Here is a 26,544-nt window from a genome sequence, read left to right on the forward strand (position 1 = left end):
TATGAGTATAACCAATCTCAAGACCGGCTATACTCAAAGTTATTATTAAATTTTCCCCTCGTCAGAATAGCTGTAATAATTATCTCCTGCAAATATTAAATGGTCAATCAAACGGACATTGCACACCTCGCATACCTGCTTAATCTTCATTGTTATGTTGTCATCATCAATCGATGGTCTTGTACTTCCAGATGGGTGAACATGACAAACAGCCATGCAAGTAGCTTGGCAAAGCAAAGCCTCACGAAGCACAACACGTGTATCAACCAACGTTGAAGTCAAACCTCCTATAGTGAATCTTTGAACCTTGATAGGCTTAGCCGCATTGGTCATAAATATAGCCCAAAACTCCTCAACCTTCACGCCATATAGATGAGGATACATAAGACGATATATGTCATTGGCACATGTTATTTTGCTTATAGCATCACTATTTACCTTATCCCGTTTGTAAAGCTCAATTAAAGAAAGAGCAAAACGTTTTTTTGCTGGGGTTAGCGATAAGACAAAGTCATCGAAAGATATATTTTCGTTCACTTCATCTCCATTTTTTTCTGAAACTCTGCACATAAGGTCTTTGCTTGAACACTCTCGTAAGTCTGCTGCGTATAATACTTTCATAATGATAGAAATTAATTTATTCTTGAACCATGAACTGCCGGGTGTTGAACCTTTATGAATTGAGGTTTCTCCCCACTTGCAGTTTTTTTTATTCCGTCACCTGTCGCCGTCGGTATGTTTTCACCTTTATACCGCCACAAAAGGTGTTGCAAGAAGAATAAGCAAAGGTTTGTGAGCCGAATACTACCTGTAAGGTGGAGATTCCGCATCACAACCACAGGTCTGACCTTTGTGCTCTGAGGGTAACATATACCTTTGCGGTGATGAAGGGAAAACAGACAGCGTCAGATGACATAAAGAATAATGCTGCATTTGGGAAGCAGAGAAAACTATTATAACCGGATTAATCTTTATAAATGGTAACTGCATTTGATTTCTAATGTCAAAGGCTGCAAATTCAACCATTTGCTTGTTGACATGATTAAAAGGTTTTATCTTTACAAGTGATTTAATAATAGTCTAAAAAAGAATGTTACTTGATAATATACAAGAGGAATGCGATTGTTCTTGTGGCAGCGAATGCCAGCATGATCACTGTTGCCACGAACATTGTTCCTGTGAAGAAATAAAATGTAATGCACCCATAAGTGGGGAGCAATCTGAAATTCCTGTAATGGAATGGAACCTTGAGAATCTCAATGATTGGGATTAGTATAGAAAAGCCTACCTGAGTCATCAGATAGGCTAAATTCTTAAATGAAACACAGAAATCTTATTGAGCTTTTCATATTAATGCGTCCTCAAGAGCCTGAAAAAGTTTCTGAATCATATCCTCTACAGATTCCATGTCAACGAGTATATCCTTTATGCAATATGGTGCGCCATTCTTCCCGTGTCCATCACTTCCTATCCATAAATAAGTCTCATAATCGACATCAAAGCCTTCATAGTAATCCTGGAGACTCTTTATAAAAGACTCTGCTTTCTCATCTTCCATCGTTATCTCAAATGAAAAGTCCTGACCAGCCGGAGAATATTGGGAAAATTCAAAAGTATGCTGATTGGTGGATGACTGATATGTATTTAAGCTCCACCCCAGACTTTCAGAAGCATTGCGAATTTTATTCTCTATGCCCCCTGCTTTGCTTTGAGTTTTTAATGTACTCATACTTATTTGCTTACAAAAGAATAGCACACATTGAAATACTCGTCTGAAACATACTCAGTATTGACAATGATATCCTTATCCTTATTGGTGAAAATTACCTGACCATCGCTTTCTGCTATCAGACTATATTGCTGACGTAGGTAGGCTGTAATGCTTTCTTTCCTTGCCATTGATTCCGTGTCTATGACTGAAAATAGTGCTCCATTATTCAGCCCAAAACTATATAGAATACCTTCTTGTCCTTTTCCATTTGAATAGGATAATTGGATGCATGACGAAGTAATCTCACGTTGCAGAGAATACGTTTTCATAGATACCGCCATATAGGATTTAACTTGGTCTACAGATGCTCCGATTGTATGATAAGGCTCTTGCCACTTAGCTGTTTCAGGTTGTGCATCTTCTATTTCCTCCAAAATACCATCGTTGGAATTACAAGAAGTGGAACACATAGTGCCGGCTATCAAGATAGACATAGTGGCGATTTTAAATATATTTCTCATTTTTAATTTGATTTATGCCGGGGCTATAGCCAAATGAAGGTGTTCAGCCCCGACGGTTAATAATTACTCGAATACGAAACGGTTGATGTAGAAATAAGTGTTTTCATCATCGTATTCAAAGCCGTTGATGTAGTCCAGCATTTCATCCTCAGTTCTGTTTCCTTGAGATATTCCCATGATAGATGACCAATGATTTATTGCATCGGCAACAGTATCAAAGCAATCCTCAAGACAATCTTCAAATGGGTTACCTGAAGATGAGACACAGGCTTCCTCTGGAAAGAATGAGTAAGTCGGGTCATGAACAATAAAGATGTCACATCCACATTCAATGGCTCGGTAATGTATATTAAACAATTCTCCAAGCTTGGAATCAATCTCCTCGAATAATTCGATGGTAGGCGACCATGCACTCTCTACATCAAATGATAGTTTGTAAAGGTCATCCTCTTCGTTGGCTTCGATATCAGCCCAATAAACGTGCCCTCTCACTGATATACATTTCTTCTCATAGTCTATGCCGTAGTGCTCGGCTAGTTGATGTAACGGCATGTAGCCTTTTTCCGCTCCCAGTTCTTTCATGGATTCCCAAAGGTTCATGATAGGTTCTTTTGAACCACAGGTAATAATAAATTGAGTATCACACAGATTTGCCATGATAGTATTTTTTTAATTGTTAGTTAATAATTTCATTAATCATAGATGATGACTTCATCTCTATAAGTCACAATCTCAGCAACGCTATTTCAATCTATATAAGTTCAACAATATGATTATCACTGCCTGATAAAATGCTTCTGAGCGATGTCTTGTCAAGAGCATAGTATTCTGATATCTGTCCGTACCTGGACTTCACCCAATACAAGTGACAAACATCACTGAAATCAAACTTCCAACCTTGAAGAGGAACTGCTCTTTTGAAATAGGTATTTTGGTTCATGGCTTCAGTGAGCCAGTTTTTCTCCTTCCTGTCCAACTTGCCACCTTGATTAAGGCGTTCACGCAACTGATAAACCTTGCTATCCTTGAGCGTCTCCAATGAAGGGACTGCCCATTGTACGAATCTGCTTGCTATCTGCATCATATTAATAATTTTTATTCCCTATGTTTAGCTTCCGCTTCTTACGGGATTGATTAAATTCTGATGCCTAACAAGGTGTGATGATAATGCGTGCAAGGTTTTATGTGTAAATACAACCTGTATAGGTGGAGATTTTCACAGAAAGCATGCGGCATTACCTTGCAAAGCAGAAAGCAGCACATATACCTTTGCATCACAATTGACATCAAAACCCGGAAAGACGAAGATTTAATTGAACGACATGTATAAGGGTGATAGATTTTATAAAAATGGTGTACCGGTGAAGAGAAAAAGTACAAGTATGGCCTTATATGTATATAAGAGGATGAATACCTATACTTATACTTACAAATTATACAATCAGATCTAAAGGCTTAATATTATAAATTCCAAGACTTTTTTTCTTGTCTGGAATTATTGAAGTACAAGTATTTCTTATGTATATATAAGGGTATAAATACTTATATCTATACTTAATACTACTTACAATAGATTGCTGAAAGTTATATTGAGATCTATAAAGAAAAGTAGAATAAGCAATAACGGATACACTTTGTAGCGGAATATATTTCAACTAATATATTACTATTGCATTATAAGTTAAGACTAAATCAGTGGTCTTTTATGTACAGATTAGATATAAAAACGTCAATTTTGCAGTTTTTAATTTTACAAACAACGAATTATAATTCTATCTCACTGTTTATTCGGATATTATGTGTATATTTGCATCGTTTTAATATGTTATTGAAATGATGCAAAATAGATATTATGAAGAATGTTATACTATTGGGAAGAACAATTCAACTAGCAGAAATTACTAAGGCACAACTAAAAGGTATCACCATAGGTGATGCGCTATCTTACACTTTTTATAGTGCCGTGGCTGGTGGTGTTTCTATGGTTTTTGTTGAGCCAAAGAAGAATCCTGGTACACCTCGTTCTTTAGCTATTACTTCTGATAGGTTGAATACACTTTTCAAAAAGCCTATAGTTTATATTCTTACTTCGTGTCCAGCTTTTGAACGACAGAGGCTGATTGATAAGAATGTATTTTTTATCGTATCTGAAAAATTTGCTTTCTTACCCAACCTGATGGCAAACGAAAGGATGAAGACAGCAAAGCCAGCAAAAATACTTACACCCGTAGCACAATATATTTTATTATATCACCTCCAAACAAAAGGAATAAACGGAGAATCGGCAAGAAGTTTGGAGAATATAATTCCATATTCATACACAAGCATAACTCTAGGCATAGCTTGCCTAGAAGAATTGGGATTGCTTTCAAGAACAACTATAAATGGCAAATCTAAGGTTATACAGTTTGAATTAAGTGGCAGAAAGCTATGGGATGCAGCTCAGAACTATTTAATCAATCCGGTTGATGAAACAGTCTATTGCGACCAACTTCATACTCAAGGTTTTTATCCCATCGGTGGTATAAATGCGCTATCACATTATACAATGCTGAATCCAGACTCTGAAAAGATGTTGGTGATGACCAAACAACAATGGCAAGGAATCAAAGAATCTGATGTTTTGGTGAATGCAAACAAATATGACGGCAACATCATAGTTGAGGTATGGAAATATCCTCCTGTTGGCTTGAAGGATGATAAGCATGAGTGGGTGGATAGACTCTCTCTCGCAATTTCACTTAAAGATGATGAAGACCCACGAGTAGAGGGAGAAGTTGAACGATTAATTAATGAAACAGAATGGAAGGATTAGAAATATTCAAAGAAGCTTTTGAAGCTTATTCAGATAATTATGTGATTATTGGAGGAACTGCATGTGATATAACCATGCAAGGTACAGTTGTCAGACCTCGTGCGACTCACGATATAGATATGACCGTGATAGTAGAGAATATGACACCTTCGTTTGCAAAAAGGTTTTGGGAGTTTGTAAAAGAAGCCGGTTATCGTCCGGAGAAGAGAAAGCAGATAGAGGGTGAACCTGCAAAATATGAATTATATCGTTTTGTAGATGGCAAAACAGGTTATCCGGAAATGATAGAATTGCTTTCACGTCATCCTGATATATTAGGAGAACCCAGCAACCTTGTAATTGAGCCGTTGCCGATAGATGGAGATGTTTCTAGTCTTAGTGCCATTATCATGGATGATGATTTCTATCATTTTACAATCAAGCACAGCAAGCTTACAGATGGTGTACGTCATGCAGACTCTGCGGCTTTGGTTTGCTTAAAGACTCGTGCCTACCTCAATCTTTTACAAGATAAAGCAGAGGGTAAGCATGTTAATAGTAAGGATATTAAAAAGCATCGTTCAGATGTATTGAAGAATGTAGTCATCATTACTGATGAATCTATATCGGCACCGATGGCAATAGTGGATTGTGTTAAGGATTTCGTTTCATCCATTCGTGCCGATTGGGATACATTATCTAATCCATTGGCTAAAGCTTTAGACCAAGACCAAGAGTTTGTAGATGCGTTACTTGAACAATTAAACAACTTATTCGTTCCTGAACAATGATTATACAATATGCATCAGACCTTCACCTAGAGTTTGCTGACAATTGGCGTTATCTGCGAGATAACCCATTGGAGGTTAAAGGTGATATCCTAATTTTAGCAGGTGATATCGGTTACTTGGGAGATGACAATTATTGCAAACATCCATTTTGGGATTGGGCATCTGAGAATTTCAAAGAGGTGATTGTATGCATGGGCAATCACGAGTTTTACAAGTACTACGATATTGCAAATCTTTACGACAACTATTGTCTTGAGATTAGAAAGAATGTACATAGTTATTACAACAGTGTAATTTCTATGAATGGTGTTGATATTATTGTTTCAACGCTATGGTCATCTGTTGCCTTGAAGGATTCGTACTACACCGAACAGGTTATAAGTGATTTTCGCAGGATTATGTACAAAGGGAATTTACTGACTTTTTCTGAGTTCAACATGGAACACAAACGATGTTTAGACTTCATCAAAAATGCCGTTTCAAGCAGTACTGCTCAAAAAAAGATTGTAGTGACCCACCATGTTCCTTCATTCCTTATGGAATGCCCTAAGTTTATTAATAGCAAGGCCAATGGAGCCTTCATAGTTGAGTTGAAGGACTACATCAAAGAAAGCGATATTGATTATTGGATTTATGGTCATTCACACTATAATGTAGATGTAAAAATTGGGAATACATGGTGTATATCAAATCAGTTAGGTTATGTTTTTCATAATGAACATATAGCTTTTGAATCCGGAAAAACTATAGCTATTAGTGGAACTGATACTATAGAATAAATCTATCTCCTTCCATCATTCGTTATTATCAGATTATGCATAGATTTTATTTCAAATAATTTGATGTGCTCATCGAAGATTTACATGTGACGAGGTTCTTTCCATAAAATATGGAATCTTGCTTATCAGCAATTGAAAATAGAAGTGGTGCGATACTGACAAAAAACCAACTTCACTTTCCAACAGCAAATGTCGATAATATTTTGAGTAGAAAGTGAAGCAGTAGAAAATAGATTGAAGTGAAACCAGAAAATTCACCTGATTTTATTCGGTCGCTCTTAATTCCACCTCAAATTGATGCAATTTACTGAATAAAAGTCCTTGGTTTTGATTATCTTTGTGGCTGATTTGTAAGGTTATAGGGCTGATTTCGTGTAAACGGAAGTTAAAGATGTTAAAGTCGAATATCAAGTGCCAAAAAGTATACAATTTGCCAAAATGCAAAATTTTTCTACCTTTTAAAGCTTAAATAACTGATAATAAACATGGTCTGCTTACTGCATCGGTAAGTAAATAGTTATACTACCAGCAGAATACATAAATAAAAGTTATGAAAAAATGTAAGATCACCGTTATAAGAATGGCTTGCTATCAAGATTTAATGGAGAAATATGAGAATCCGATGGAACATGCTTGCGATATGAAGGAAGGGCGAGTTTTTATTGCTAACGGTTGGAAGAAGCCTGAAGATATGTGTGATAGCGCGTGGGAGAGCATGTCTCCCTTTGTTATGACTTTGGCGCATGGAGGCAGTAATCTTTATAATGGATGGATGAAAAATGAGAAGTCAGCTATGATTTCATGCAATGATGGCTTCCGCCCCGTCAGTTTTTTGATAGAGGCATTGGAAGAGGAAGCAGAGTGAGAATTCACACCTGCTCACATACCGCCACCTTAACAACCCCATCCGATCGATTCTCAAAGATACGGTAAGCCTCCTCTATCTTATTCAGCGGAAACCGATGTGTGATAAGAGGAGTAGTATCTATCTTACCTTCTTCTATCAGGCAGAGAATCTCGGCACAATCGCAACCATCTACTCCACCTGTTTTAAAAGTCAGGTTCTTGCCATACATATCAGGTAAAGGAAGGAGCTGAGGTTTATCATAAAGAGCTACGATAGTGACGATGGCATTAGGACGGGCACATTCCCACGCCAAACGAAAAGTATCCGCACTCCCCGCGACTTCCAATACAACATCCGCTCCACCATGATCGCTGTTATTTAATACGAACTCTTTGCAGTGTTCCGGCTCCGTTATCAAAACCTCAGGATAATGCTCACGGACAAACCGGATTCTTTCAGGCGACTTCTCACAGACAATGATGCGTTTTGGCTTCTTCAGCATCACACAAAGCAAAGTACAGATTCCGGTAGGGCCGGCACCAATAATAAAGACAGTGTCATCCTCCGAAATTTCCGAGATACGTGCAGCCCAAAAACCTGTTGCAAGTACATCGCCGACAAACAATGCCTGCTCATCACTAACGGTATCAGGAATGCAATTCAAGCCCCTGTCAGCATAAGGAACCCGAACATATTCCGCCTGACCACCATCGATCCGGCATCCTAAAGCCCAACCTCCATTAGGATCGGTACAATTGTTGACATAACCCTTCCGACAAAAGAAGCACTCCCCACAAAATGTTTCGACATTCACAGTCACCCTGTCACCAGGCTTAACTGAAGTGACATCAGAACCGACCTCTTCCACAATACCAACCATCTCATGCCCTACCGTTATTCCCGGCACAGCACGTGGTACACTACCGTGTTTGATATGAAGGTCACTGGTACAGATACTGCCAAGCGTCACACGTACGATCGCGTCCCGTGAATCCTGGATTTCAGGCTTCGGCTTCTCCAGTAATTCGAATTTTCCGTGTTCTTTATATGTATATGCAAGCATAATATTCTCTTTTAAATTAATAGATCCATCCTATTGCAAAGATAATGATTTATCGGTTCAGAAATAAAAAACGTATCTTTGCCATACATATTATAAAAGTAAGTAGATCATGGCAGACAACTACCTGGAAAAGAAATATGAGGAATACCGATCCAGAAAAAATGCCGGGACAACAACCGGCTACGGTAAGAAAAAGGCAAATACACTCCATAAAACCAGAAGAGTTTTTGTTACGGAAGGAACCGGAGATCTCGGCAGAGTGATTGTGAAAGCATTCCGCATGGCTGGTCACCGGGTTGCATTCGGCGGTATGGATGAAGAGGCAGGAAAGCTCTTGGCCGAGAAGACCGGCACAACCTTTTATCACGCAAATATCAACGACAAGGTATCTTTGGGAAATTGCCTGCAACACATGCTGGAAGATTGGGGTGACCTGGATATACTGGTCAATAATACAAGTGACAGCAAAGTGACTCCAATCATAGAAACCAGCATAGAAGATTTCGAGCAAAACCTTTCTGCTAATCTGCTATCGACCTTCGTCACATCACGCCTGCTCGCCCTTCACCGCCGGTCGCAAAGCGAAGTAAACCCTTACGGAAGAATAATAAATCTATCGGCAAATAGCGTCCTGACCGGAAGTCTCCTCTCGCTGACATCCGCCCTTGCTGCTTCACTGGAAGAATGGCAGATAACAGTCAATTCAATCACTACCGGTCAAACACCGGCATTCGGAGAAGACATTGCCCGTATGTGTTTGTTCCTCTGTCAGGAAGAAAACGGATCGATCAATGGGGAAAACATCACAATTGGTGTAGGTATATCGAAAAGAATATATTGAATTGATTATCTTTATCCCCGAATAAAAGGTACCTTATCACCAAATAAAACAAAAAGAATATGAAAGCGAAGGCAATAATAGCGTTATCCCTGCTCATCGGAACTTTTTTCTTTAGTAGTTGCGGTAGTTACAAAACGACCAGAGACGCCATCCTGAAAATAGAAAAAGGGATGAGTAAGAGAGAGATAACCAATTTACTTGGTAATCCGGACTTCCGCCGCTTCGACCATGAATATGAACAATGGGAGTTTATCAAGGTGGATCCTCTCTATGGAACCCGGACAGTGATTTTAGTTGATTTCCTGGATGACAGGGTGACAAACATGGACTCGTTCAACGGAGATAATGCTCCCCAGACTCCGGTTCCTCCCGTAGCCGTTTACCCACCGAATGAGATCGAGTACGACAGGCCATTGCCTCCTCACAATAATCATGTACGTCCCGGCAGAGTGATCAGCAACAACGACTTCCAGCAACTCTATAACAGAGTCAAATCGAAGCCTTTCAAGGACGACCAACTGGAATTGTTAAGTATCGGAGTCGGCAACCGCTATTTTTCCTGCCAGCAATGCATACGGTTGATGTCTATCTATACATTCGATGATGACAAACTGAAAGTATTGGATATTGTAGCTCCCCGGATAGCCGACAGGGAAAACTATGAAGATATTGTCGATTCGCTCGATTTCCTGTCAAGTCAGGATAAAGTTCGTAAGATGTTTGCAGGATCACGCAGATAAAATGGATAAGTTTCATTCTTTCGGTCGTTCAGTTTCACATATTCCCCTGCCGGAACAATTCACTTATCCATTCCATTATACCCCTCACCCCCTCTCTGTAATTGCAGCAGAGGAAGTGCAGGCTTATCTTTTGTCCAGGAAGGATTGGGAGAATGATTTGGAACAGGGAAAAATGTTCGGTGTTCTGACCGTACAGACCGAAACAGGCGAACTTGGTTTCCTGGCCGCCTTCTCCGGCATTCTGGCCGGAAAGAACCTGCACAGCTATTTCGTTCCACCGATCTATGACCTGCAACAACCACAGGGTTTCTTTCGTATCGAAGAAGAACGGATATCTGCCATCAATGCCCGGATCAAACAACTTCAGGCGGATAAGGAATACACCGACTGCAAAAACAATTTGACAGAAACAATCCGGCAGGCAGAACAGTCCGTAAACGAAGCGAAAGAACAACTGAAAGCGGCACAAAAGGATCGTGAAAGTAAGCGGCAAACCAATCCCAGTGAAGTCGAATTAGCGAACATGATCCGCGAAAGTCAATTTCAGAAAGCGGAACTGAAGCGGTTAAAGCAACAATGGAACGACCGGATCGAAGCTTTACAATCTAAAGTAAAAGCGTTCGAGTCTGTTATAGAGAAATTGAAAACAGAACGCAAAAACCGTTCCGCCACTTTACAACAACAGCTTTTCGAACAGTTCCGTATATTGAATGCCCGGAAAGAAATCAGAGATCTATGTGATATATTCAGTGAAACGGAACAAAAGGTTCCACCTGCCGGTGCAGGAGAATGCGCAGCTCCCAAGCTATTACAATATGCTTACCTGCATCACCTGAAACCAATAGCGATGGCAGAGTTCTGGTGGGGAAATTCCCCGAAAACAGAGATCCGTCGACATGGCTATTACTACCCGGCATGCAAAGGAAAGTGTGAACCGATACTGAAGCACATGTTGCAGGGACTGGATGTAGAGACCAACCCGCTCTCCAAGAATATCCACAGTGATACTGAACTGGAAATCTTACTGGAAGACGAATACCTGTTGGTGATCAACAAGCCAGCCGGAATGCTCTCTGTTCCGGGGAAGATGGATCTCGACTCTGTCTACCAACGACTGGCCGCCCGTTACCCGGACGCAACCGGCCCCATGATCGTGCATCGGTTGGATATGGCTACATCCGGCTTGCTCCTTGTGGCCAAGACAAAGACCATTCATCAGAACTTACAGGCTCAATTCAAAAACCGGACAGTAAAGAAACGGTATATTGCCCTGCTCGACGGTTCAGTCCTCTCAGATGAAGGCACCATCGACTTGCCGCTATGTCCCGATCCGACAGACCGCCCCCGTCAAATAGTACATAAAGAATACGGAAAGCCGGCTTTGACCAACTACCGGGTACTCGAACGCAAGCCGGATCATACACGTATCGCATTTTACCCGCTTACCGGACGAACCCATCAGCTGCGTGTGCATGCCGCCCATCCCGAAGGTCTGAATACACCTATTATTGGAGATGAATTATATGGAAAAAAGGCTGACCGGTTGTATCTACATGCCGAAAGTCTGGAGTTCAAGCATCCGGTAACAGGAGAAATAGTTCATGTGGAGAAGAAAGCAGAATTTCACATAGGCAAGCAGAGGTAAGCCTGACCTAAAATAAAAAAAGTCACTCCTAAAAGGAATGACTTTCTTTGTTTTTACGGGTGGAAGACGGGATTCGAACCCGCGACACCCTGAACCACAATCAGGTGCTCTACCACTGAACTACAACCACCATGTATATCTTTTTTTCTAAGACGCTGCAAAGATAGCTGTATTTTTTTACTCTGCAAACTTTTCGAGCAAAAATATGCAGAATATTTATTTATAAATTGCTTTTTTGCCAGCCAACAGGGTATTACGCATCAATGAAATGATTGTCATGGGCCCTACTCCACCCGGTACAGGCGTAATATAAGAGCATTTCGGAGCCACTTCATCAAACTTCACGTCACCAGTCAGCTTATAACCGCTCTTGGTTACGCTGCTCGGCATACGGGTAGTACCAACGTCAACAATTACAGCACCTTCCTTCACCATATCCGCTTTCAGGAATTCTGGAACACCCAAAGCTACAATGATGATATCGGCACTCAGACACATTTCTTTCAGGTTATTGGAACGACTGTGACAAACCGTTACCGTACAGTTACCTGGATAGTTTTTCTGCATCATCAGCATAGCCATCGGCTTACCGACAATATTACTGCGCCCTAAGACCACGCAATGCTTACCGCTGGTTTCTATTTCATAGCGTTTCAACAATTCCAGAATACCTGCCGGTGTTGCAGAAACAAAACAAGGAAGACCGATCGACATACGTCCTACATTGATCGGATGGAATCCGTCGACGTCTTTACGGTAATCGATCGCCTCAATAATCTTTTGTTCGGAAATGTGTTTCGGGAGCGGAAGCTGTACGATAAAACCATCCACATCCGGATCGTTGTTCAGTTCGTCTACACGGCGAAGCAACTCTTCTTCAGTCACATCGTCTTCATAGCGAATCAAGGTCGATTTGAAACCGATCTCTTCACAAGTCTTTACTTTACTGGCCACATAGGTTTCACTACCCCCGTCATGACCCACCAGAATAGCAGCCAGGTGAGGGATCTTACCTCCTGCCGCTTTGATCTGGGCGACTTCTTCTGCCATTTCTTTTTTCATTTGTGCAGAAACAGCTTTTCCGTCCAGTAATTGATAATGATTGTCTTCCATAATATATATCTTTAATATTTATCTTTTAAACGAAGGGAATTTCTTGCTTCCCGGTTTAGCTGCTGTAAGCATACGCATCATCTTACGGGTTTCGTCAAACTGCTTGATCAGTTTGTTTACTTCCTGTATGGTTGTTCCGCTACCTTTAGCAATACGCTGGCGACGTGTTCCGTTCAGGATAGCCGGATTAGTTCGTTCATCCGGAGTCATCGAGTAGATGATCGCTTCGATACTCTTGAATGCATTATCATCGATATCTATATCCTTCAATGCCTTACCGACACCCGGAATCATAGAAGCCAATTCCTTCAGGTTACCCATCTTCTTAATCTGCTGGATCTGGGAAATGAAGTCGTTGAAGTCGAACTGGTTCTTGGCAATCTTCTTCTGCAAACGTTTTGCCTCTTCTTCGTCGTACTGTTCCTGAGCACGTTCTACCAACGAAACGATATCACCCATACCGAGGATACGGTCGGCCATACGTTCAGGGTGGAAGATATCGAGGGCATCCATCTTTTCACCGGTTCCGACAAACTTGATCGGCTTGTCTACTACCGTACGGATAGAAAGGGCGGCACCACCGCGGGTATCACCATCCAGCTTAGTCAGGACTACACCATCGAAATCAAGACGGTCGTTAAATTCCTTCGCCGTATTGACAGCATCCTGTCCGGTCATGGAGTCAACAACAAACAATGTTTCATCCGGTTGGATAGCGCTCTTGATAGCAGCGATCTCATTCATCATCTGCTCGTCGATAGCCAGACGACCGGCGGTATCGACAATCACGACGTCGTTGCCTTTCGCACGGGCTTCACGGATCGCATTCATTGCGATCTCTACCGGATTCTTATTTTCCAGTTCCATATAAACAGGTACACCTACCTGTTCACCTACCACACGCAACTGTTCGATAGCGGCCGGACGATAGACGTCACAAGCAGCCAATAACGGCTTCTTATTCTTTTTCGTTTTCAGCAGGTTAGCCAGTTTACCGGAGAAAGTAGTCTTACCGGAACCTTGCAGACCCGACATCAGGATAACAGCCGGCGATCCTTTCAGGTCGACATCGATGGCTGTTCCACCCATCAGACTGGCCAACTCGTCATGTACAATCTTGACCATCAACTGACTGGGCTTAACAGATGTAAGCACATTCTGTCCCAACGCCTTTTCCTTTACTGTATCGGTAAACGACTTGGCTACTTTATAGTTTACGTCGGCATCAAGCAAAGCTTTACGCACATCTTTCAGTGTTTCAGCCACATTGATCTCGGTGATCTTACCTTCACCTTTCAACAGTTTAAACGACCTGTCTAACCTTTCGCTTAAATTTTCAAACATAATTTGTATGTGTATTTATTTTTTTTCTTTCTAATTTCTAACGTAATAGGGTGCAAAGGTAAGAAAAAGGATGTAAACCTCTAAATCTTTTTATTCTGCCAGGCTGCTTTTTTCAAATAAATTACACTTGCCACCAACAGACCCGTATAATAAATTACTTCTGTCAGGAAACAAATGGCGACAGGCAACCCCAAACGCATTCCGGCCACATAAATGAACAGGGTATAAAAGACCAGCACAACGATCTCTATCGCAAAAGCCGAACGTGTATTACCCGTACCTGTCACCCCATTGAACACAATATTAGCAACGGCAGCGATCAGCAAAGCACCCGAAATCACATAAAGCGATGGTATAGAAGCTTGTATCAAAGATGTATCATTCGTATAGACAGACAGTATCGTCGAGGGGAAAAAGCATGCAATACACACAAACACCGCCATAATGCCCAGAGATATCTTTGAAATCTTCCGGATGATCGGGATCACTTGGTTTTTATAACCGGCACCGATACTGTTACTCACAAAAGTATTGGTCGCCGTCGACAAGGAGTTGACAGGGATCAGTAAAACGATATAGACACTCCTTACTATATTTGCAATAGCCAGCTCACGTTGTCCCTGATGTTCCACAGCGACAAAGAGCATGAAATAAGTACTGAGCGAAATAAAATACTGGAGCATGGTAAAAACAGAGATATCCAGTACACGCTTCAACAGCTTGACATCAAATGAACGGAACTGGTTCAAAGCGTACTTCTTTATATCCACCGTCAAATAAGTATAAATCAAAAAGAACAAAATAGAAACCGCTTCCGCAGCCACCGAAGCAATTGCAGCTCCTTTGATTCCCATCTCAGGGAAACCACCTTTCCCGAATATCAACAGGTAATCCAGCAGTACATTCGTCAGGGCCATCACTATGGCATTCAAAGTCAGCACCTTCGTCCGGGTGATACCGATAAACAAGGCACGGAACATTACATTTACGAAAGAGAAGAAAAATCCGAACACACGCCAGTTCAGAAACTCTTCCGTAGCATTCAGGATTGTATCCGACGAAATCATGAACCGCATAATATCCCCGGCAAAGAAACGGGACACTGCAAACATAACAGCCGCCAATGCCAGCAAAAAGAAGACGCCCTGTATCATGACCGGCCCTACATCACTGTATCGCCGTTCTCCATTCCTTCGTGCCATCACGATCTGCGAACCGGTACTGAACCCGAAAGCGATCGTAAACACACAGATATAATAGAGCCCACCCATCGCGGAGGCTCCCAACTCAACTTCTCCTACCCTACCCAGGAAAGCCGTATCGGTCACATTAATAATGTTCTGTGCCAACAAGCTTAAGAAAATAGGATAACTTACATTCCAGATTTGTTTATTAGTGTACATACTCTATAACTTTATTCTACAGAAAACACAAGGCCACAAAAAAAGCCCGCCGACGACCGGCGAGCTTCTTTATTATTGTTTAAAAACATTCTAAATTCTGCTACCGATGCTCTATATCAGTTTATTGGTTGCTGTATCCGGAAATACAACAGCCGGTTTAAATGTTTTGGCTTCTTCAAAGTCCATCAGGGCATACGACATGATGATAATGATATCGCCAGGCTGTGCCTTACGGGCTGCCGCACCGTTCAGACAAATCACACCGGATCCACGTTCGCCTTTAATAATATACGTTTCAAAACGTTCACCGTTATTGTTGTTCACAATAGCCACCTTTTCATTCGCAATCAGGTTAGCGGCATCCAGCAAATCTTCATCGACAGTAATACTACCGATATAATTCAGATTAGCTTCTGTTACCGTCACCCGGTGAATCTTTGATTTAACTACCTCTATAAACATCGTTTTTTATATAAATTGATTATCACTTATACCTCACGTTATCAATCAACCGGACTTCACCGCAATAAACCGTGATACAGCCTACTGCATACTCGGTATCCGACCAGTCTTTAATCGATTCCATCGTGATCCCGTCTACGATTTCGTAATATTCCACGCGCATAACAGGGTCGGCATTAATCGTATTCACAACATAATCAATCGTCTCCTGCACGCTTTTACCGGCTGCAAAGTTAGTACTTTCTTTTAACGTACGTGCTATTAACGGTGCTTTTTGACGTTGTTCAGGTGTCAATCGTACATTACGGCTGCTTAATGCCAGTCCGTCATCCTCACGCAGGATCGGGCAAGCGTTAATTTTTACCGGAATATTCAACTGTTTTACCATAGCACGGATAACAGCGATCTGCTGAAAGTCCTTTTCTCCGAAATAGGCATTGTCGGGTTCCACGGCGTAGAATAGTTTGCTTACGATCTGGGCAACCCCATTGAAGTGTCCCGGACGGCGCGCGCCTTCCATCACAGCCGATACTGTTCCAAAATCAAAAGTACGTGTATCCGGTTCGGGATACATCTCCGTTTCTGTCGGTGCAAATACATAATCGCAACCGACCGGTTCCAATAATGCACTGTCCTTATCCAATGTCCGGGGGTAAGTGGCAAGGTCATTTTTGTCGTTAAACTGAGTCGGATTTACGAATATGCTTACTACGCATACATCGTTTTCTTCCACGCAACGCTTCACCAGGCTCAGATGTCCGTTGTGTAATGCTCCCATAGTAGGAACAAAGCCTATTTGCTTGTTATGCTGCCGTTCTTCGGCTAGATAACGCTTTAATTCTTGAATGCTGTTTACTATTTTCATCATTTAGATGCTTATTGACGGTGCAAAGCAAATAAATAATTACCGTAAATGAAAGAAATTTATTATCTTTGTGCCGTCTTTATAAAACTAGTTTACAGAATGGATGCAAAAAAAATCTTGTTTATAGCTCAAGAAATAACACCCTACCTTCCCGAATCTGAGATTGCAACAATATGCAGAAACTTGCCGCAAGGCATTCAGGAGCGTGGTCGCGAAATCAGAACTTTCATGCCTAAATTCGGTAATATCAACGAGCGACGTAATCAGTTGCACGAGGTAATCCGACTGTCAGGTATGAACCTTATCATTGATGATACAGATCACCCTCTGATCATCAAGGTAGCATCTATTCAGGCCGCACGCATGCAGGTTTACTTCATTGATAATGAAGACTTCTTTCAGCGTAAACACACTGTCTGCGATGACAATGGGAATGAGTACGAAGATAACGACGACCGTTCAATCTTCTATGTGCGTGGCGTATTGGAAACCGTAAAGAAACTGCGCTGGATACCGGATGTGATCCATTGCCACGGATGGATCTCTGCACTGACTGCATTATACATAAAAAGAATGTATGCGGACGATCCATGTCTTAAAAATGCAAAAATAGTCTATTCTATTTATAATGATGACTTTAATACACCGTTTAGAAAAGAGTTTGCAAACAAACTAAAAACAGACGGGGCTAAAGACAGCGATCTGAAAGGCATAAAAGCCGATACCAGCTTCGCCGGCCTGACAAAACTGGCCATCGACTTTGCCGACGGTGTGATACAAGGTAGTGAAACGATCAACCAGGATGTTCTGGACTATATTGCAACCAAAAAGGATACTCCGTTCCTTCCTTATCAGTCGCCGGAAACTTATATGGATGCATTCAACGAATTTTACGATGTCGTATTAGATTCTAAATAAGTGAGAGAAAAAAATGATGAAGATCAAGCCTTTATTAATTGGCCTGGGCTTGGGAATAACAATCCTGAGTGGGTGTAGTGATGATTTGAATCTGGTTGGCTCGACTATTCAGCCTGGCGGAGACAAGATGCCCGTATATGTAGATACTTTTCAGATGCAGGCGACAACCTTGCTGATGGATTCAGTATATGCAAGAACGACTAATGGACTACTCGGTGAGTTTTATGATCCGTTGTACGGTAATGTGAAGTCTGATTATATCTGTCAGTTCTACTGCCCGGATGATTTTAAATTTCAACATGAACCTATCAACGGACAGATTGACTCTGTCGATTTTAAAATTATGTATCAGGATAAGGCATGGGTTGGTGACTCATTAACTCCTATGCGTGCCCAGATATATCCGGTAACCAAACAGCTGGAAAGAGATTTCTATACCAACTTCGATCCGACAGATTATTGCAATATGCAGGAATCGTTGGGGATGCAGACTTATACGGCTTATGATAATTCAGTGCCTGATAGTGTAAGAACAGCATTGGATGAAAGTGGATACTCCAAGTATATTCCGACCATCACAATCCGGATGCCTAAAACGTTCGGACAAAAGATTTATGATGAGACGGTTAATAATCGCGGTACATTCAGCAGCCAGGAGAATTTCAACGAATTTTTCCCGGGATTATATATAACTAATACATACGGTAGCGGAAATATTCTTCAGATCACCTATTCTTCTATTTCTATCTATTATAGATACAATGTTAAAGGAAGTCAGGATCAGGACTCGACTGTATACGGTCGTGAAACGCTGAACGTAACTAAAGAAGTATTACAGTTGAATCGATTTAAGAATACCGACCTGACTCCACTGTTGCAACCGAGTGATTCAATTACTTATCTGAAGACTCCGGCTGGTGTTTATACACAGTTGGTTATTCCGGCTAAAGATATTGCAGAAAGAATCAACGATCGTATAATCAACAATATACCTTTGACAATAAAGGCTTTGCCGCAAGAAAACTGGCAATGGGCATTGAGTGCTCCGGCTAATTTATTATTGTTACCCAAAGATTCTTTGGCTACTTTCTTTGTCAACAATAAGATAGAAGATAGTAAAACAGCTTTCCTTGCCAGCTATTCCAATAGTGGTCGTTCCTATAACTTTAGCAACATAGCCAATATGATGCAGGAGCATATAAAGAATAATCCGGAAAAAGATATGGTATTACTTCTTGTTCCCGTTGAACGTATTTTAACTGAAAAGGATTATTACGGTAACCAATATACAGCGGCTATAAACAATTACTTACTTCCGTCAGGTGTAAAATTGCTTAAGACACCGGAAGCAATGAAGATTATTGTTACAACAACAAGCTATAAGTAACATTCAAAAGAATACATACAAATAAAAAAGCGCTGATAATTTTAGTTTATCAGCGCTTTTTTATTATTGAAGAGGCTATTGTTTAGTTTTTGCTGCTTTCTTTTTTAACTTATCTACTTCTTTCTGAAGAGTCTCGATCTCAATACCCTGATTCTTAATTGTAGTCAACAATGAGTTTAATTCTTCATTATCCACATCAATTGGGTACAAGGCATTGACACGGCTAATGAAATCCCCAAGGATATTCATATAGTTCGTAAACGCATCATAAGGAGAATCATAGATACCGCGATTCAACCAAATCCCCGTATTCTTTGTAGTCATGAAACGGAAATTATTACTTGCTTGCAAATAATCCCAGTCCTGCTTGATACGACGGTCGTCAGACAGGTGAATACGTTCCGCTACACTATAAAGCTTATTGAATGCCTCACGCTGCATCACGTTACCCAACCAGCAACTGGTATCTCTTTCTTCATCTATCCATGACATTGGATAAGGAACATCAACCTGATCCACCGATTTCAATTTAGTAACAATTTCCGTCGGTGTAGAGAAAGTAATTCCTCTTTCTTTTGCACAAGCCGGCAATGCTTTGATGAAACTCAAGATATTAGAAGATAGCGGTTGTGCAATTCCTAAAGCCCCAAGTTCCATAAATATATTGATAACCTGCTCTTCTTCAGGAAATGCTGCAATCCAATCCATATACTTATCAGCAAACAATGGATATTCACTCCAATCTGAATTAGAGAAACGCAAACTGATATCATCCGATAATTTGAAATCACGAAGCAACAACTTCAGATTCGGGTTGTATGCGCAATGATATAAATAATGAGCGCTCTTCCAGCCTAAAACATGTTTAGCACCTTCCGTCAGCATACCCTTAAATCCCATGCTGGCAACCAAAGCACCGATTTCATTCGAATAGATCAAGCTTGAATTACGGAACACTTTCGGAGTTTGTCCAAATACCTGTTTGATCTTTTTCTTCATACGGTCTACTTCTTCCCGGAAACACTCCTCATTTGCCAATGAAGACAAACTGTGTGAATAAGGTTCACACAAGAATTCACAGCAACCGGTATCGTTCAACTGATGCAGCAGTTCGATCACTCTGGGTGCATACACTTCCAACTGCTCCATAGCCACACCTGAGATTGAAAATGCGACTTTAAATGCTCCTCCATTCTCTTTTGCCATTTCAAGCAATGTTGTTAGAGCAGGAATATACGAACGTTCTGCAATATCGCTGATACTGCGTTCATTTTCATAATCATCATAATAGTAATGATCGGTACCTATATCAAAGCAACGATAACGTTTCAGATGAATAATTTGATGTATTTCAAAATAAAGACAGATTGTTTTCATATCTAGTTATTGTTTTATTATTTACCGTAATTCTTTAAAACATCCTCATAAAGTGCCCGGATTCGCAAACCGACTTTTTCCCAGGTAATACTATCGACCTCCTTCTTTCCTTCTTCCTGAAGATATTTGAAAAGAGACTCGTTTGTACAAAGAGAATAAATAGCATCGGCCATTGCATTGATATCCCAATAATCCGTCTTAATGACTTTATCAAGAATTTCACCGCATCCAGACTGCTTTGAGATAATAGAAGGCGTTCCGCACTGCATAGCTTCCAACGGAGCAATACCGAATGGCTCGGAAACGGAAGGCATTACGAACACATCACTGTTTTTATATGCTTCATACACCTGGCGTCCACGTTGGAAACCCGGAAAATGAAAACGGTCGGCAATGCCACGTTCAGCTGCCATATTGATCATTGCGTTCAACATATCGCCCGAACCTGCCATCACAAAACGAATATTGCGTGAACGTTTCAACACCAATGCTGCTGCTTCCACAAAATATTCCGGTCCTTTCTGCATAGTGATACGCCCCAGGAACGTAACCACTTTTTCTTTCGGATGCTCCGGACGAGGTATATCCAGCAACTCCTGCGAAAGTGGATAAACGGCATTGTGCATAGCGAAACATTTACGAGGATCCTGATGATATTCACGGATAACCGTCTGACGAGTCAGTTCCGATACGCACATGATACAATCGGCATGATCCATACCGTTCTTCTCCATCCCATATACGGTTGGATTCACCTTTCCACGCGAACGGTCGAAATCGGTAGCATGAACATGGATACATAATGGTTTTCCACTTACCAGTTTCGCATGTACTCCTGCCGGATAAGTCAGCCAGTCGTGCGCATGAATTATATCAAACTGCTGCTGTCGGGCTATAACTCCGGCTATAATAGAAAAATTATTGATCTCATCATGAAGATTTCCCGGATAACCTCCGGCAAATTCCATACATCCCAGATCATTGACATGCATATGAGAAAAGTCGGCATAAATATGATCGCGAAAAGCATAATACTGTTCCGGAGTCATATAATGAGGTAACCGCGATTTAAGATAGTCATAATCTACATCACGCCACACAACAGGCACCTGGTTCATACCTATGATGTTTAAAAAACCTTCTTCTTCTCCGGTCGGTTTCGGAAGACAGAAAGTCGTTTCCACATCTCCCTGTAAACTCAATCCTTTAGTGATACCATAAGATGCTACAGCAAGACCACCATATATTTTGGGAGGAAATTCCCATCCAAACATTAATACTTTCATATTGGCTCCTCCTATTAATAATTGTATTTACTCAATAAATATAACACTCGCAATATTTCTGCCACATTCATAGCAAAAGAAACAGCACCGCGTCCTTTGAAAGGAGGATTACCATCAAACAGTTCAGAAATCGAACCGATACAGTGAGATGACATTTCATCTTCATAACCAATCAAATAGCGTTCTATAAAGCCTAAAGCACTCATTTTATAAATACGAAGATAAGCTTCGAAATAAAAACCGGCTAACCATGGCCATGCAGTGCCTTGATGATAAGCATAATCGCGCTGAATCTGAGCTCCTACATAATTCGGATTATAACCTCCACTTTTCGGGCTCAACGAACGAAGACCTTTTGGCGTAAGCAATTCCTTCGTTACAATATCAAGCACTCCTTTTTTCTGACTAGCATTCAAAGGAGAATAATCAAAAGCTACGGCAAATATCATATTAGGACGGACACTCCAGTCCATCATATTTCCATCCACATAGTCTAACAGATAACCATACTCGTTCAAAAATGTTTCAACAAACGACTTACCGCTTCTTTCTGCCAAAACAGATAATTCAGCACTTAATTGTTCATTTCCTGCCTCACCCAGCAATTCGCCAACAAAGCGTAAAGCGTTATACCATAAAGTATTAATTTCTACAACAAAACCAGTTCTAGGTATTACCGGTCGTCCGTTAACAGTAGAATTCATCCATGTAACAGCCTTCTCTGTTCCGCGAGTATACAGCAAACCGTTGTCAAGCAGAGACAGGTTAGGATGTTTGTTGCTGCAAAGAAATGCCATGATATCCTCTAACAATACACCATATTTCTCACGACATGCATCACGTGACACCATTTTGGCATACTGCTGGATACACCACACAGCCCAAAGCAAGATATCAGGATGGTCCATTTCATAAACTCGCAGGTCGTTTGTCTCATTATTCATGTATGCATACACCGCTTTACGGGCTGTTTCCATCACGACTTCAAATTTAGACTTTTCGTCAATAGCCAGCGTTAGTCCCGGCAAGGATATAAACATGTCGCGAGCACGACACTTAAACCAAGGATAACCTGCCAGAATATAAAACTCCTCTCCCTGCTTATTCAAAAATTGATGAGCCGCATTGATGAGACAATGTTTGAATGTATCACGTGGGGTGCGCTCTTCCATTTCATCTTCAAATGTCTTTTTTAGCGCACGTGTATTCGTCTCGGAAACACCTCCGGAGAAAACAACACTTTCACCTTTCTTTATATCTACTTCAAAATATCCGGGAACATAAAGGTCTTCATTAAAATCATATCCTCTCTCCTGCTCTTTCGGATATTCGATACCACGATACCAGTCCGGCTGAAAATGGAATTCATTTTTTTTGTTTAACTGCATGTACAATTCAGGATATCCCGGATACATACATGTCTTAATACCATTTGTGACAACCTGATATTCACGACTGGCCTGTGCATTCTCGTGCGTATACTGACGTACACTACGAAAAGCCAAAAACGGACGTAAACGCAACGTTGTAGCAGAATGTGCATCCAGCAATGTATAACGAATCAAAATTCGGTTTTCATGATGAACAAAAAGTTTTTCTTTTTTTAAAATAACTCCACCGACCCTGTAGATAGTTGTCGGAACTTTCTCACATTCAAACTCACGAATGTATTTATGTCCGTTCGGACTATAATTATCACCCTGATACTTATGAAGACCTAAATTAAATTCAGCCCCATGCTGTATAACTGTTTCATCCAACGAAGATAACAACACATGGTTTTCATCATCTAGTTCTGGCACCGGAATGACAAGTAATCCATGATACTTTCGCGTGTTACAATCCGCGATAGTGGTACAATGATAGGCTCCTGAACGATTCGTACGGAGAATCTCCCTGGGCAGGGACTCCTCCAGGTTTGTCATAAGAGTCTTGTCAAATTTAAGATAACTCATATTGTATTTGGTTTTAAGTTTATGCTCATATAATGAAAATGATATGATATACAGATCAAATGTATCACTTAAAAACAAAAAAAACAAATCAGCTTTCATATTTATTTAGAAACTGATTTTTTTTACAACTCCGAAATGATTGATAAATAAACCCTTAGAAAATAAAGAACTTCTATGAATGTGTTGTCAAACACATGAACAGTTGTTAAAAACTCAAAACAAGCTACTGTATGAATATCTTAGACTGACTAAAAAAAGCCTGATAAGTATACCATTTAGAAAAATGTACCCGTAAAGAAAACAACAAAAGCTCCCTTTCCGGAGTTATAAAACAAAAGCGGGAAGCTAAAGTATACCAATTGTTGGCAAATGCTGATGCTGGCAGACTTTTCCACCAACAAAATTACTGTCCGATAGTTATCGGCAAGCCTGCTTATAACTGTCGGCAAGCGATCCGTTTGGCAACAGAATTTAGAAATATAAAGGGAATTTATTCAGTAACACAGCTATTTTTTCCATCTTTGTGCCGGGAAATAAACAGGTTGTTTCCGGCAATATGGACTATAATAATATATAATGTATAAGAGATATGACACAAACAACTCATAATCCGTTTTTCTTCAGTTATAACACCCCATTCGATACACCTCCTTTCAACGAGATAAAAACCGAACATTACGAACCGGCTTTCGACGAGGGGATCAAGCAACTCGACAGCGAGGTGCAGGCCATCGCCAACGAAACACAGCCTGCAACCTTCGAAAATACAATCGTTGCCCTGGAGCGAAGCGGCAAACTGCTGAACAAAGTCAGTTCAGCCTTTTTCAATGTGCTGAATGCGGAAGCCAATGACGAAATGATGGAGATCTCACAAAGGATATCCCCCAAACTGTCGGAAAGTTCCAATAATATCTTTTTGAATGAAAAGCTATTTGCACGTGTCAAAAGCGTGTATGAACAAAAAGACAGGCTCAACCTTTCTACCGAAGACGCCAAATTGTTGGAAGAAACATTTGAATCGTTCTCTGTTCGTGGTGCCAACCTGAATCCGGAGGACAAAGAGAAGTACCGCAAGTTAAGTACAGACCTGAGTATCCTATCTCTGACATTCGACCAGAATGCATTGAAAGATAAAAACAGGTACGAGCTGCTTCTAACCGATGAGAAAGATTTGTCCGGCCTGCCCGAAAGCATTCATGAAGCCGCCGCTCACCGTGCCAAAGAAAAAGGGAAAGAGGGCTGGTTATTCAATCTGACTGCACCGAGTTACGTTCCATTCATGCGTTATGCCGATTCCCGCAAACTGCGTGAGGCGATGTACCGGGAATATATGAGCGTCGGAAATAAAGGAGATGAATATGACAATAAAGAGATCATCCGCCAGATCGTCAATATCCGGTTGGAGATAGCCCGGTTGATGGGTTACAACACGTATGCGGAATATTCGCTTAAGCATACGATGGCTAAAAATCCGGCAACCGTCTATAACCTGCTGGATCAATTGCTGGCTGCCTATAAGCCTGTCGCCATCAACGAATATAATGCCGTACAAGGATTCGCGATGGGAACGGAAAAAGAAAACATCACCGTCATGCCCTGGGACTGGAGCTATTATTCGGAAAAGCTGAAAGATATCCGTTTCGATGTAAACGATGAAATGACACGTCCATATTTTGAACTGAACAATGTCAAAAAGGGAGTTTTCGGACTTGCCACGCAACTATACGGTATAACATTCAAGGAGAACAAAGAGATATCGGTCTATCATCCGGAAGTCGATGCTTACGAAGTGTATGATGCCGATGGCAAATTTCTCTCCATCCTCTACACCGACTTCCATCCGCGCGACGGAAAGCAGTCGGGAGCCTGGATGAACAGCATCAAGGAACAACAGCACGAAGCTGACGGAAAAGACAGCCGCCCACAAATCATTATCGTGATGAACTTTACGCGGCCAACCGAAACGAAACCATCATTGCTGACTTTCGATGAAGTAAACACATTACTCCACGAGTTCGGACATGCACTGCACGGAATGTTTGCAGAAGAAAAATACGCCAGCCTTTCCGGAACGAACGTATACCGCGATTTTGTGGAACTTCCCTCGCAACTCATGGAAAACTGGCTGACGGAAAAAGAATTCCTGGATCAGATAGCCGTACATTACGAAACAGGGGAAAAGATCCCGCAGGAACTCGTCCGTAAACTGGTGGACGCATCTAATTTCAACACCGGTTATTTCTGTTGCCGCCAGTTAAGTTTCGGGTTGCTCGACATGGCCTGGCATACACAAACCGTCCCGTTCGAAGGGGATGTGATCACTTTTGAGAAACAGGCCTGGGCGCAGACCGTTATCGTGCCGGAGGTTCCCGGGACATTGATGAGCAGTAGCTTCGGACATATCTTCTCCGGCGGTTATGCAGCCGGATACTATGGATACAAATGGGCGGAAGTGCTGGATGCCGATGCATTCTCTGTATTCAAGGAAGCCGGGATATTCAACCGGGAAACAGCCCGTTCGTTCCGCGAAAACATATTATCCAAAGGAGGAACGGAAGACCCGGCCATATTGTATAAACGCTTCCGCGGACAGGAGCCGACGATCGATGCCCTGCTTATCAGAAACGGGATCAAACAGGCTGAACCGAAAGCAAATAGCAATTGATATAAAAATAGCTAAACATACAATAGTTAAATCAATT

24 protein-coding genes and 1 tRNA gene are annotated in these 26,544 nt (G+C 41.2%); 10 read left to right on the plus strand and 15 right to left on the minus strand.

The window, feature by feature from the left end; translation table 11 throughout:
• Positions 1-45: 45 nt before the first annotated feature.
• From HMPREF1212_RS23045 to HMPREF1212_RS23070, 5 genes are all read right to left on the minus strand, one after another.
• Positions 46-621: a JAB domain-containing protein gene (locus HMPREF1212_RS23045; RefSeq protein WP_052725101.1), complete on the minus strand. Its 576-nt coding sequence runs from the start codon at positions 619-621 to the stop codon at positions 46-48.
• Positions 622-1,345: 724 nt separating this feature from the next.
• Positions 1,346-1,729 carry a hypothetical protein gene (locus tag HMPREF1212_RS23055; RefSeq protein WP_232430206.1) on the minus strand — a complete coding sequence of 128 codons (384 nt, stop codon included), beginning with the start codon at positions 1,727-1,729 and terminating at the stop codon, positions 1,346-1,348.
• A 2-nt stretch (positions 1,730-1,731) separates the two neighbouring features.
• The gene (locus tag HMPREF1212_RS23060) at positions 1,732-2,232 is read right to left on the minus strand and encodes a hypothetical protein (protein ID WP_046151340.1); all 501 of its coding nucleotides are present in this window, start codon (positions 2,230-2,232) and stop codon (positions 1,732-1,734) included.
• 63 nt (positions 2,233-2,295) lie between these two features.
• Positions 2,296-2,889: a hypothetical protein gene (locus tag HMPREF1212_RS23065; protein ID WP_046151341.1), complete on the minus strand. Its 594-nt coding sequence runs from the start codon at positions 2,887-2,889 to the stop codon at positions 2,296-2,298.
• A 94-nt stretch (positions 2,890-2,983) separates the two neighbouring features.
• Positions 2,984-3,316 (minus strand): hypothetical protein, encoded by a 333-nt coding sequence (locus HMPREF1212_RS23070; protein ID WP_046151342.1) that lies wholly within the window; start codon positions 3,314-3,316, stop codon positions 2,984-2,986.
• Between the two features lie 768 nt (positions 3,317-4,084).
• On the opposite strand from HMPREF1212_RS23070, the gene HMPREF1212_RS23075 reads away from it, so the two are divergent.
• The 4 genes from HMPREF1212_RS23075 to HMPREF1212_RS23090 all read left to right on the plus strand — a co-directional run bounded on the left by HMPREF1212_RS23075 (position 4,085) and on the right by HMPREF1212_RS23090 (position 7,461).
• Positions 4,085-5,047 carry a hypothetical protein gene (locus HMPREF1212_RS23075; RefSeq protein WP_232430207.1) on the plus strand — a complete coding sequence of 321 codons (963 nt, stop codon included), beginning with the start codon at positions 4,085-4,087 and terminating at the stop codon, positions 5,045-5,047.
• The gene (locus tag HMPREF1212_RS23080) at positions 5,035-5,817 is read left to right on the plus strand and encodes a hypothetical protein (protein ID WP_046151344.1); all 783 of its coding nucleotides are present in this window, start codon (positions 5,035-5,037) and stop codon (positions 5,815-5,817) included. The genes HMPREF1212_RS23075 and HMPREF1212_RS23080 overlap by 13 nt, the downstream gene beginning before the upstream one ends.
• Positions 5,814-6,596, plus strand: coding sequence for a metallophosphoesterase (locus tag HMPREF1212_RS23085; protein ID WP_046151345.1), 783 nt, complete (start codon positions 5,814-5,816; stop codon positions 6,594-6,596). The genes HMPREF1212_RS23080 and HMPREF1212_RS23085 overlap by 4 nt, the downstream gene beginning before the upstream one ends.
• 550 nt (positions 6,597-7,146) lie before the next feature.
• Positions 7,147-7,461 (plus strand): TIGR04076 family protein, encoded by a 315-nt coding sequence (locus HMPREF1212_RS23090; protein ID WP_046151346.1) that lies wholly within the window; start codon positions 7,147-7,149, stop codon positions 7,459-7,461.
• A gap of 4 nt (positions 7,462-7,465) precedes the next feature.
• On the opposite strand, the gene HMPREF1212_RS23095 is transcribed toward HMPREF1212_RS23090, so the two are convergent.
• Positions 7,466-8,506 (minus strand): alcohol dehydrogenase, encoded by a 1,041-nt coding sequence (locus HMPREF1212_RS23095; RefSeq protein WP_046151347.1) that lies wholly within the window; start codon positions 8,504-8,506, stop codon positions 7,466-7,468.
• A gap of 109 nt (positions 8,507-8,615) precedes the next feature.
• Between HMPREF1212_RS23095 and HMPREF1212_RS23100 the strand changes: the two genes are divergently transcribed.
• The 3 genes from HMPREF1212_RS23100 to HMPREF1212_RS23110 are packed head-to-tail and all read left to right on the plus strand — an operon-like array spanning position 8,616 to position 11,732.
• Positions 8,616-9,347 (plus strand): SDR family NAD(P)-dependent oxidoreductase, encoded by a 732-nt coding sequence (locus HMPREF1212_RS23100; protein WP_046151348.1) that lies wholly within the window; start codon positions 8,616-8,618, stop codon positions 9,345-9,347.
• A gap of 59 nt (positions 9,348-9,406) precedes the next feature.
• Positions 9,407-10,087, plus strand: coding sequence for a DUF4476 domain-containing protein (locus HMPREF1212_RS23105; protein WP_046151349.1), 681 nt, complete (start codon positions 9,407-9,409; stop codon positions 10,085-10,087).
• 1 nt (position 10,088) lies between these two features.
• Positions 10,089-11,732, plus strand: coding sequence for an RluA family pseudouridine synthase (locus tag HMPREF1212_RS23110; RefSeq protein WP_046151350.1), 1,644 nt, complete (start codon positions 10,089-10,091; stop codon positions 11,730-11,732).
• Between the two features lie 57 nt (positions 11,733-11,789).
• Here the strand turns inward: HMPREF1212_RS23110 and HMPREF1212_RS23115 are convergent.
• From HMPREF1212_RS23115 to panC, 6 genes are all read right to left on the minus strand, one after another.
• A tRNA-His gene (locus HMPREF1212_RS23115) sits at positions 11,790-11,863 on the minus strand.
• Between the two features lie 85 nt (positions 11,864-11,948).
• A complete protein-coding gene (gene folD, locus HMPREF1212_RS23120) occupies positions 11,949-12,845 on the minus strand; it encodes a bifunctional methylenetetrahydrofolate dehydrogenase/methenyltetrahydrofolate cyclohydrolase FolD (protein WP_046151351.1) in 897 nt (298 codons plus the stop codon).
• 18 nt (positions 12,846-12,863) lie between these two features.
• Positions 12,864-14,189 (minus strand): signal recognition particle protein, encoded by a 1,326-nt coding sequence (gene ffh, locus HMPREF1212_RS23125; RefSeq protein WP_046151352.1) that lies wholly within the window; start codon positions 14,187-14,189, stop codon positions 12,864-12,866.
• Positions 14,190-14,269: 80 nt separating this feature from the next.
• Positions 14,270-15,592, minus strand: a complete 1,323-nt coding sequence (locus HMPREF1212_RS23130; protein WP_046151353.1) for an MATE family efflux transporter — start codon at positions 15,590-15,592, stop codon at positions 14,270-14,272.
• Between the two features lie 111 nt (positions 15,593-15,703).
• A complete protein-coding gene (gene panD / locus HMPREF1212_RS23135) occupies positions 15,704-16,054 on the minus strand; it encodes an aspartate 1-decarboxylase (protein WP_028726999.1) in 351 nt (116 codons plus the stop codon).
• Between the two features lie 22 nt (positions 16,055-16,076).
• Positions 16,077-16,919 (minus strand): pantoate--beta-alanine ligase, encoded by an 843-nt coding sequence (gene panC, locus HMPREF1212_RS23140; protein ID WP_028726998.1) that lies wholly within the window; start codon positions 16,917-16,919, stop codon positions 16,077-16,079.
• Positions 16,920-17,018: 99 nt separating this feature from the next.
• On the opposite strand from panC, the gene HMPREF1212_RS23145 reads away from it, so the two are divergent.
• Both HMPREF1212_RS23145 and HMPREF1212_RS23150 read left to right on the plus strand, forming a co-directional pair.
• The gene (locus HMPREF1212_RS23145; protein WP_028726997.1) at positions 17,019-17,837 is read left to right on the plus strand and encodes a glycogen/starch synthase; all 819 of its coding nucleotides are present in this window, start codon (positions 17,019-17,021) and stop codon (positions 17,835-17,837) included.
• A gap of 16 nt (positions 17,838-17,853) precedes the next feature.
• Positions 17,854-19,224, plus strand: a complete 1,371-nt coding sequence (locus HMPREF1212_RS23150) for a DUF4270 domain-containing protein (RefSeq protein WP_046151457.1) — start codon at positions 17,854-17,856, stop codon at positions 19,222-19,224.
• A 75-nt stretch (positions 19,225-19,299) separates the two neighbouring features.
• Here HMPREF1212_RS23150 and HMPREF1212_RS23155 read toward each other — a convergent pair whose 3' ends face one another.
• From HMPREF1212_RS23155 to HMPREF1212_RS23165, 3 genes are read right to left on the minus strand one after another with little or no spacing between them, the layout of a single operon-like run.
• The gene (locus HMPREF1212_RS23155; RefSeq protein WP_028726995.1) at positions 19,300-20,601 is read right to left on the minus strand and encodes a glycoside hydrolase family 57 protein; all 1,302 of its coding nucleotides are present in this window, start codon (positions 20,599-20,601) and stop codon (positions 19,300-19,302) included.
• 17 nt (positions 20,602-20,618) lie between these two features.
• On the minus strand, positions 20,619-21,887 hold the full coding sequence (locus HMPREF1212_RS23160) for a glycosyltransferase family 4 protein (protein WP_028726994.1): 1,269 nt from the start codon (positions 21,885-21,887) through the stop codon (positions 20,619-20,621).
• Positions 21,888-21,901: 14 nt separating this feature from the next.
• The gene (locus HMPREF1212_RS23165) at positions 21,902-23,842 is read right to left on the minus strand and encodes a glycogen debranching enzyme N-terminal domain-containing protein (RefSeq protein ID WP_028726993.1); all 1,941 of its coding nucleotides are present in this window, start codon (positions 23,840-23,842) and stop codon (positions 21,902-21,904) included.
• Between the two features lie 589 nt (positions 23,843-24,431).
• Here HMPREF1212_RS23165 and HMPREF1212_RS23170 point away from each other — a divergent pair.
• Complete coding sequence (locus tag HMPREF1212_RS23170) at positions 24,432-26,507, plus strand: M3 family metallopeptidase (RefSeq protein ID WP_046151354.1); 2,076 nt, start codon at positions 24,432-24,434, stop codon at positions 26,505-26,507.
• Positions 26,508-26,544 lie beyond the last annotated feature (37 nt).

It is taken from the genome of Parabacteroides sp. HGS0025, assembly GCF_000969845.1.
In the GTDB taxonomy this organism is placed as follows: Bacteria; Bacteroidota; Bacteroidia; order Bacteroidales; family Tannerellaceae; genus Parabacteroides; species Parabacteroides gordonii.

Bases quoted from the DNA above. Each gene is read 5' to 3' on its own strand.
- HMPREF1212_RS23145 (WP_028726997.1), top strand. From the start codon at position 17,019: ATGGATGCAAAAAAAATCTTGTTTATAGCTCAAGAAATAACACCCTAC.
- HMPREF1212_RS23085 (WP_046151345.1), top strand. From the start codon at position 5,814: ATGATTATACAATATGCATCAGACCTTCACCTAGAGTTTGCTGACAAT.
- HMPREF1212_RS23100 (WP_046151348.1), top strand. From the start codon at position 8,616: ATGGCAGACAACTACCTGGAAAAGAAATATGAGGAATACCGATCCAGA.
- HMPREF1212_RS23105 (WP_046151349.1), top strand. From the start codon at position 9,407: ATGAAAGCGAAGGCAATAATAGCGTTATCCCTGCTCATCGGAACTTTT.
- folD (WP_046151351.1), bottom strand. From the start codon at position 12,845: ATGGAAGACAATCATTATCAATTACTGGACGGAAAAGCTGTTTCTGCA.
- HMPREF1212_RS23090 (WP_046151346.1), top strand. From the start codon at position 7,147: ATGAAAAAATGTAAGATCACCGTTATAAGAATGGCTTGCTATCAAGAT.
- HMPREF1212_RS23110 (WP_046151350.1), top strand. From the start codon at position 10,089: ATGGATAAGTTTCATTCTTTCGGTCGTTCAGTTTCACATATTCCCCTG.
- HMPREF1212_RS23045 (WP_052725101.1), bottom strand. From the start codon at position 621: ATGAAAGTATTATACGCAGCAGACTTACGAGAGTGTTCAAGCAAAGAC.
- ffh (WP_046151352.1), bottom strand. From the start codon at position 14,189: ATGTTTGAAAATTTAAGCGAAAGGTTAGACAGGTCGTTTAAACTGTTG.
- HMPREF1212_RS23130 (WP_046151353.1), bottom strand. From the start codon at position 15,592: ATGTACACTAATAAACAAATCTGGAATGTAAGTTATCCTATTTTCTTA.
- HMPREF1212_RS23095 (WP_046151347.1), bottom strand. From the start codon at position 8,506: ATGCTTGCATATACATATAAAGAACACGGAAAATTCGAATTACTGGAG.
- HMPREF1212_RS23080 (WP_046151344.1), top strand. From the start codon at position 5,035: ATGGAAGGATTAGAAATATTCAAAGAAGCTTTTGAAGCTTATTCAGAT.
- HMPREF1212_RS23070 (WP_046151342.1), bottom strand. From the start codon at position 3,316: ATGATGCAGATAGCAAGCAGATTCGTACAATGGGCAGTCCCTTCATTG.
- HMPREF1212_RS23055 (WP_232430206.1), bottom strand. From the start codon at position 1,729: ATGAGTACATTAAAAACTCAAAGCAAAGCAGGGGGCATAGAGAATAAA.
- HMPREF1212_RS23160 (WP_028726994.1), bottom strand. From the start codon at position 21,887: ATGAAAGTATTAATGTTTGGATGGGAATTTCCTCCCAAAATATATGGT.
- HMPREF1212_RS23060 (WP_046151340.1), bottom strand. From the start codon at position 2,232: ATGAGAAATATATTTAAAATCGCCACTATGTCTATCTTGATAGCCGGC.
- HMPREF1212_RS23155 (WP_028726995.1), bottom strand. From the start codon at position 20,601: ATGAAAACAATCTGTCTTTATTTTGAAATACATCAAATTATTCATCTG.
- HMPREF1212_RS23150 (WP_046151457.1), top strand. From the start codon at position 17,854: ATGAAGATCAAGCCTTTATTAATTGGCCTGGGCTTGGGAATAACAATC.
- HMPREF1212_RS23165 (WP_028726993.1), bottom strand. From the start codon at position 23,842: ATGAGTTATCTTAAATTTGACAAGACTCTTATGACAAACCTGGAGGAG.
- HMPREF1212_RS23075 (WP_232430207.1), top strand. From the start codon at position 4,085: ATGAAGAATGTTATACTATTGGGAAGAACAATTCAACTAGCAGAAATT.
- HMPREF1212_RS23065 (WP_046151341.1), bottom strand. From the start codon at position 2,889: ATGGCAAATCTGTGTGATACTCAATTTATTATTACCTGTGGTTCAAAA.
- panC (WP_028726998.1), bottom strand. From the start codon at position 16,919: ATGAAAATAGTAAACAGCATTCAAGAATTAAAGCGTTATCTAGCCGAA.
- panD (WP_028726999.1), bottom strand. From the start codon at position 16,054: ATGTTTATAGAGGTAGTTAAATCAAAGATTCACCGGGTGACGGTAACA.
- HMPREF1212_RS23170 (WP_046151354.1), top strand. From the start codon at position 24,432: ATGACACAAACAACTCATAATCCGTTTTTCTTCAGTTATAACACCCCA.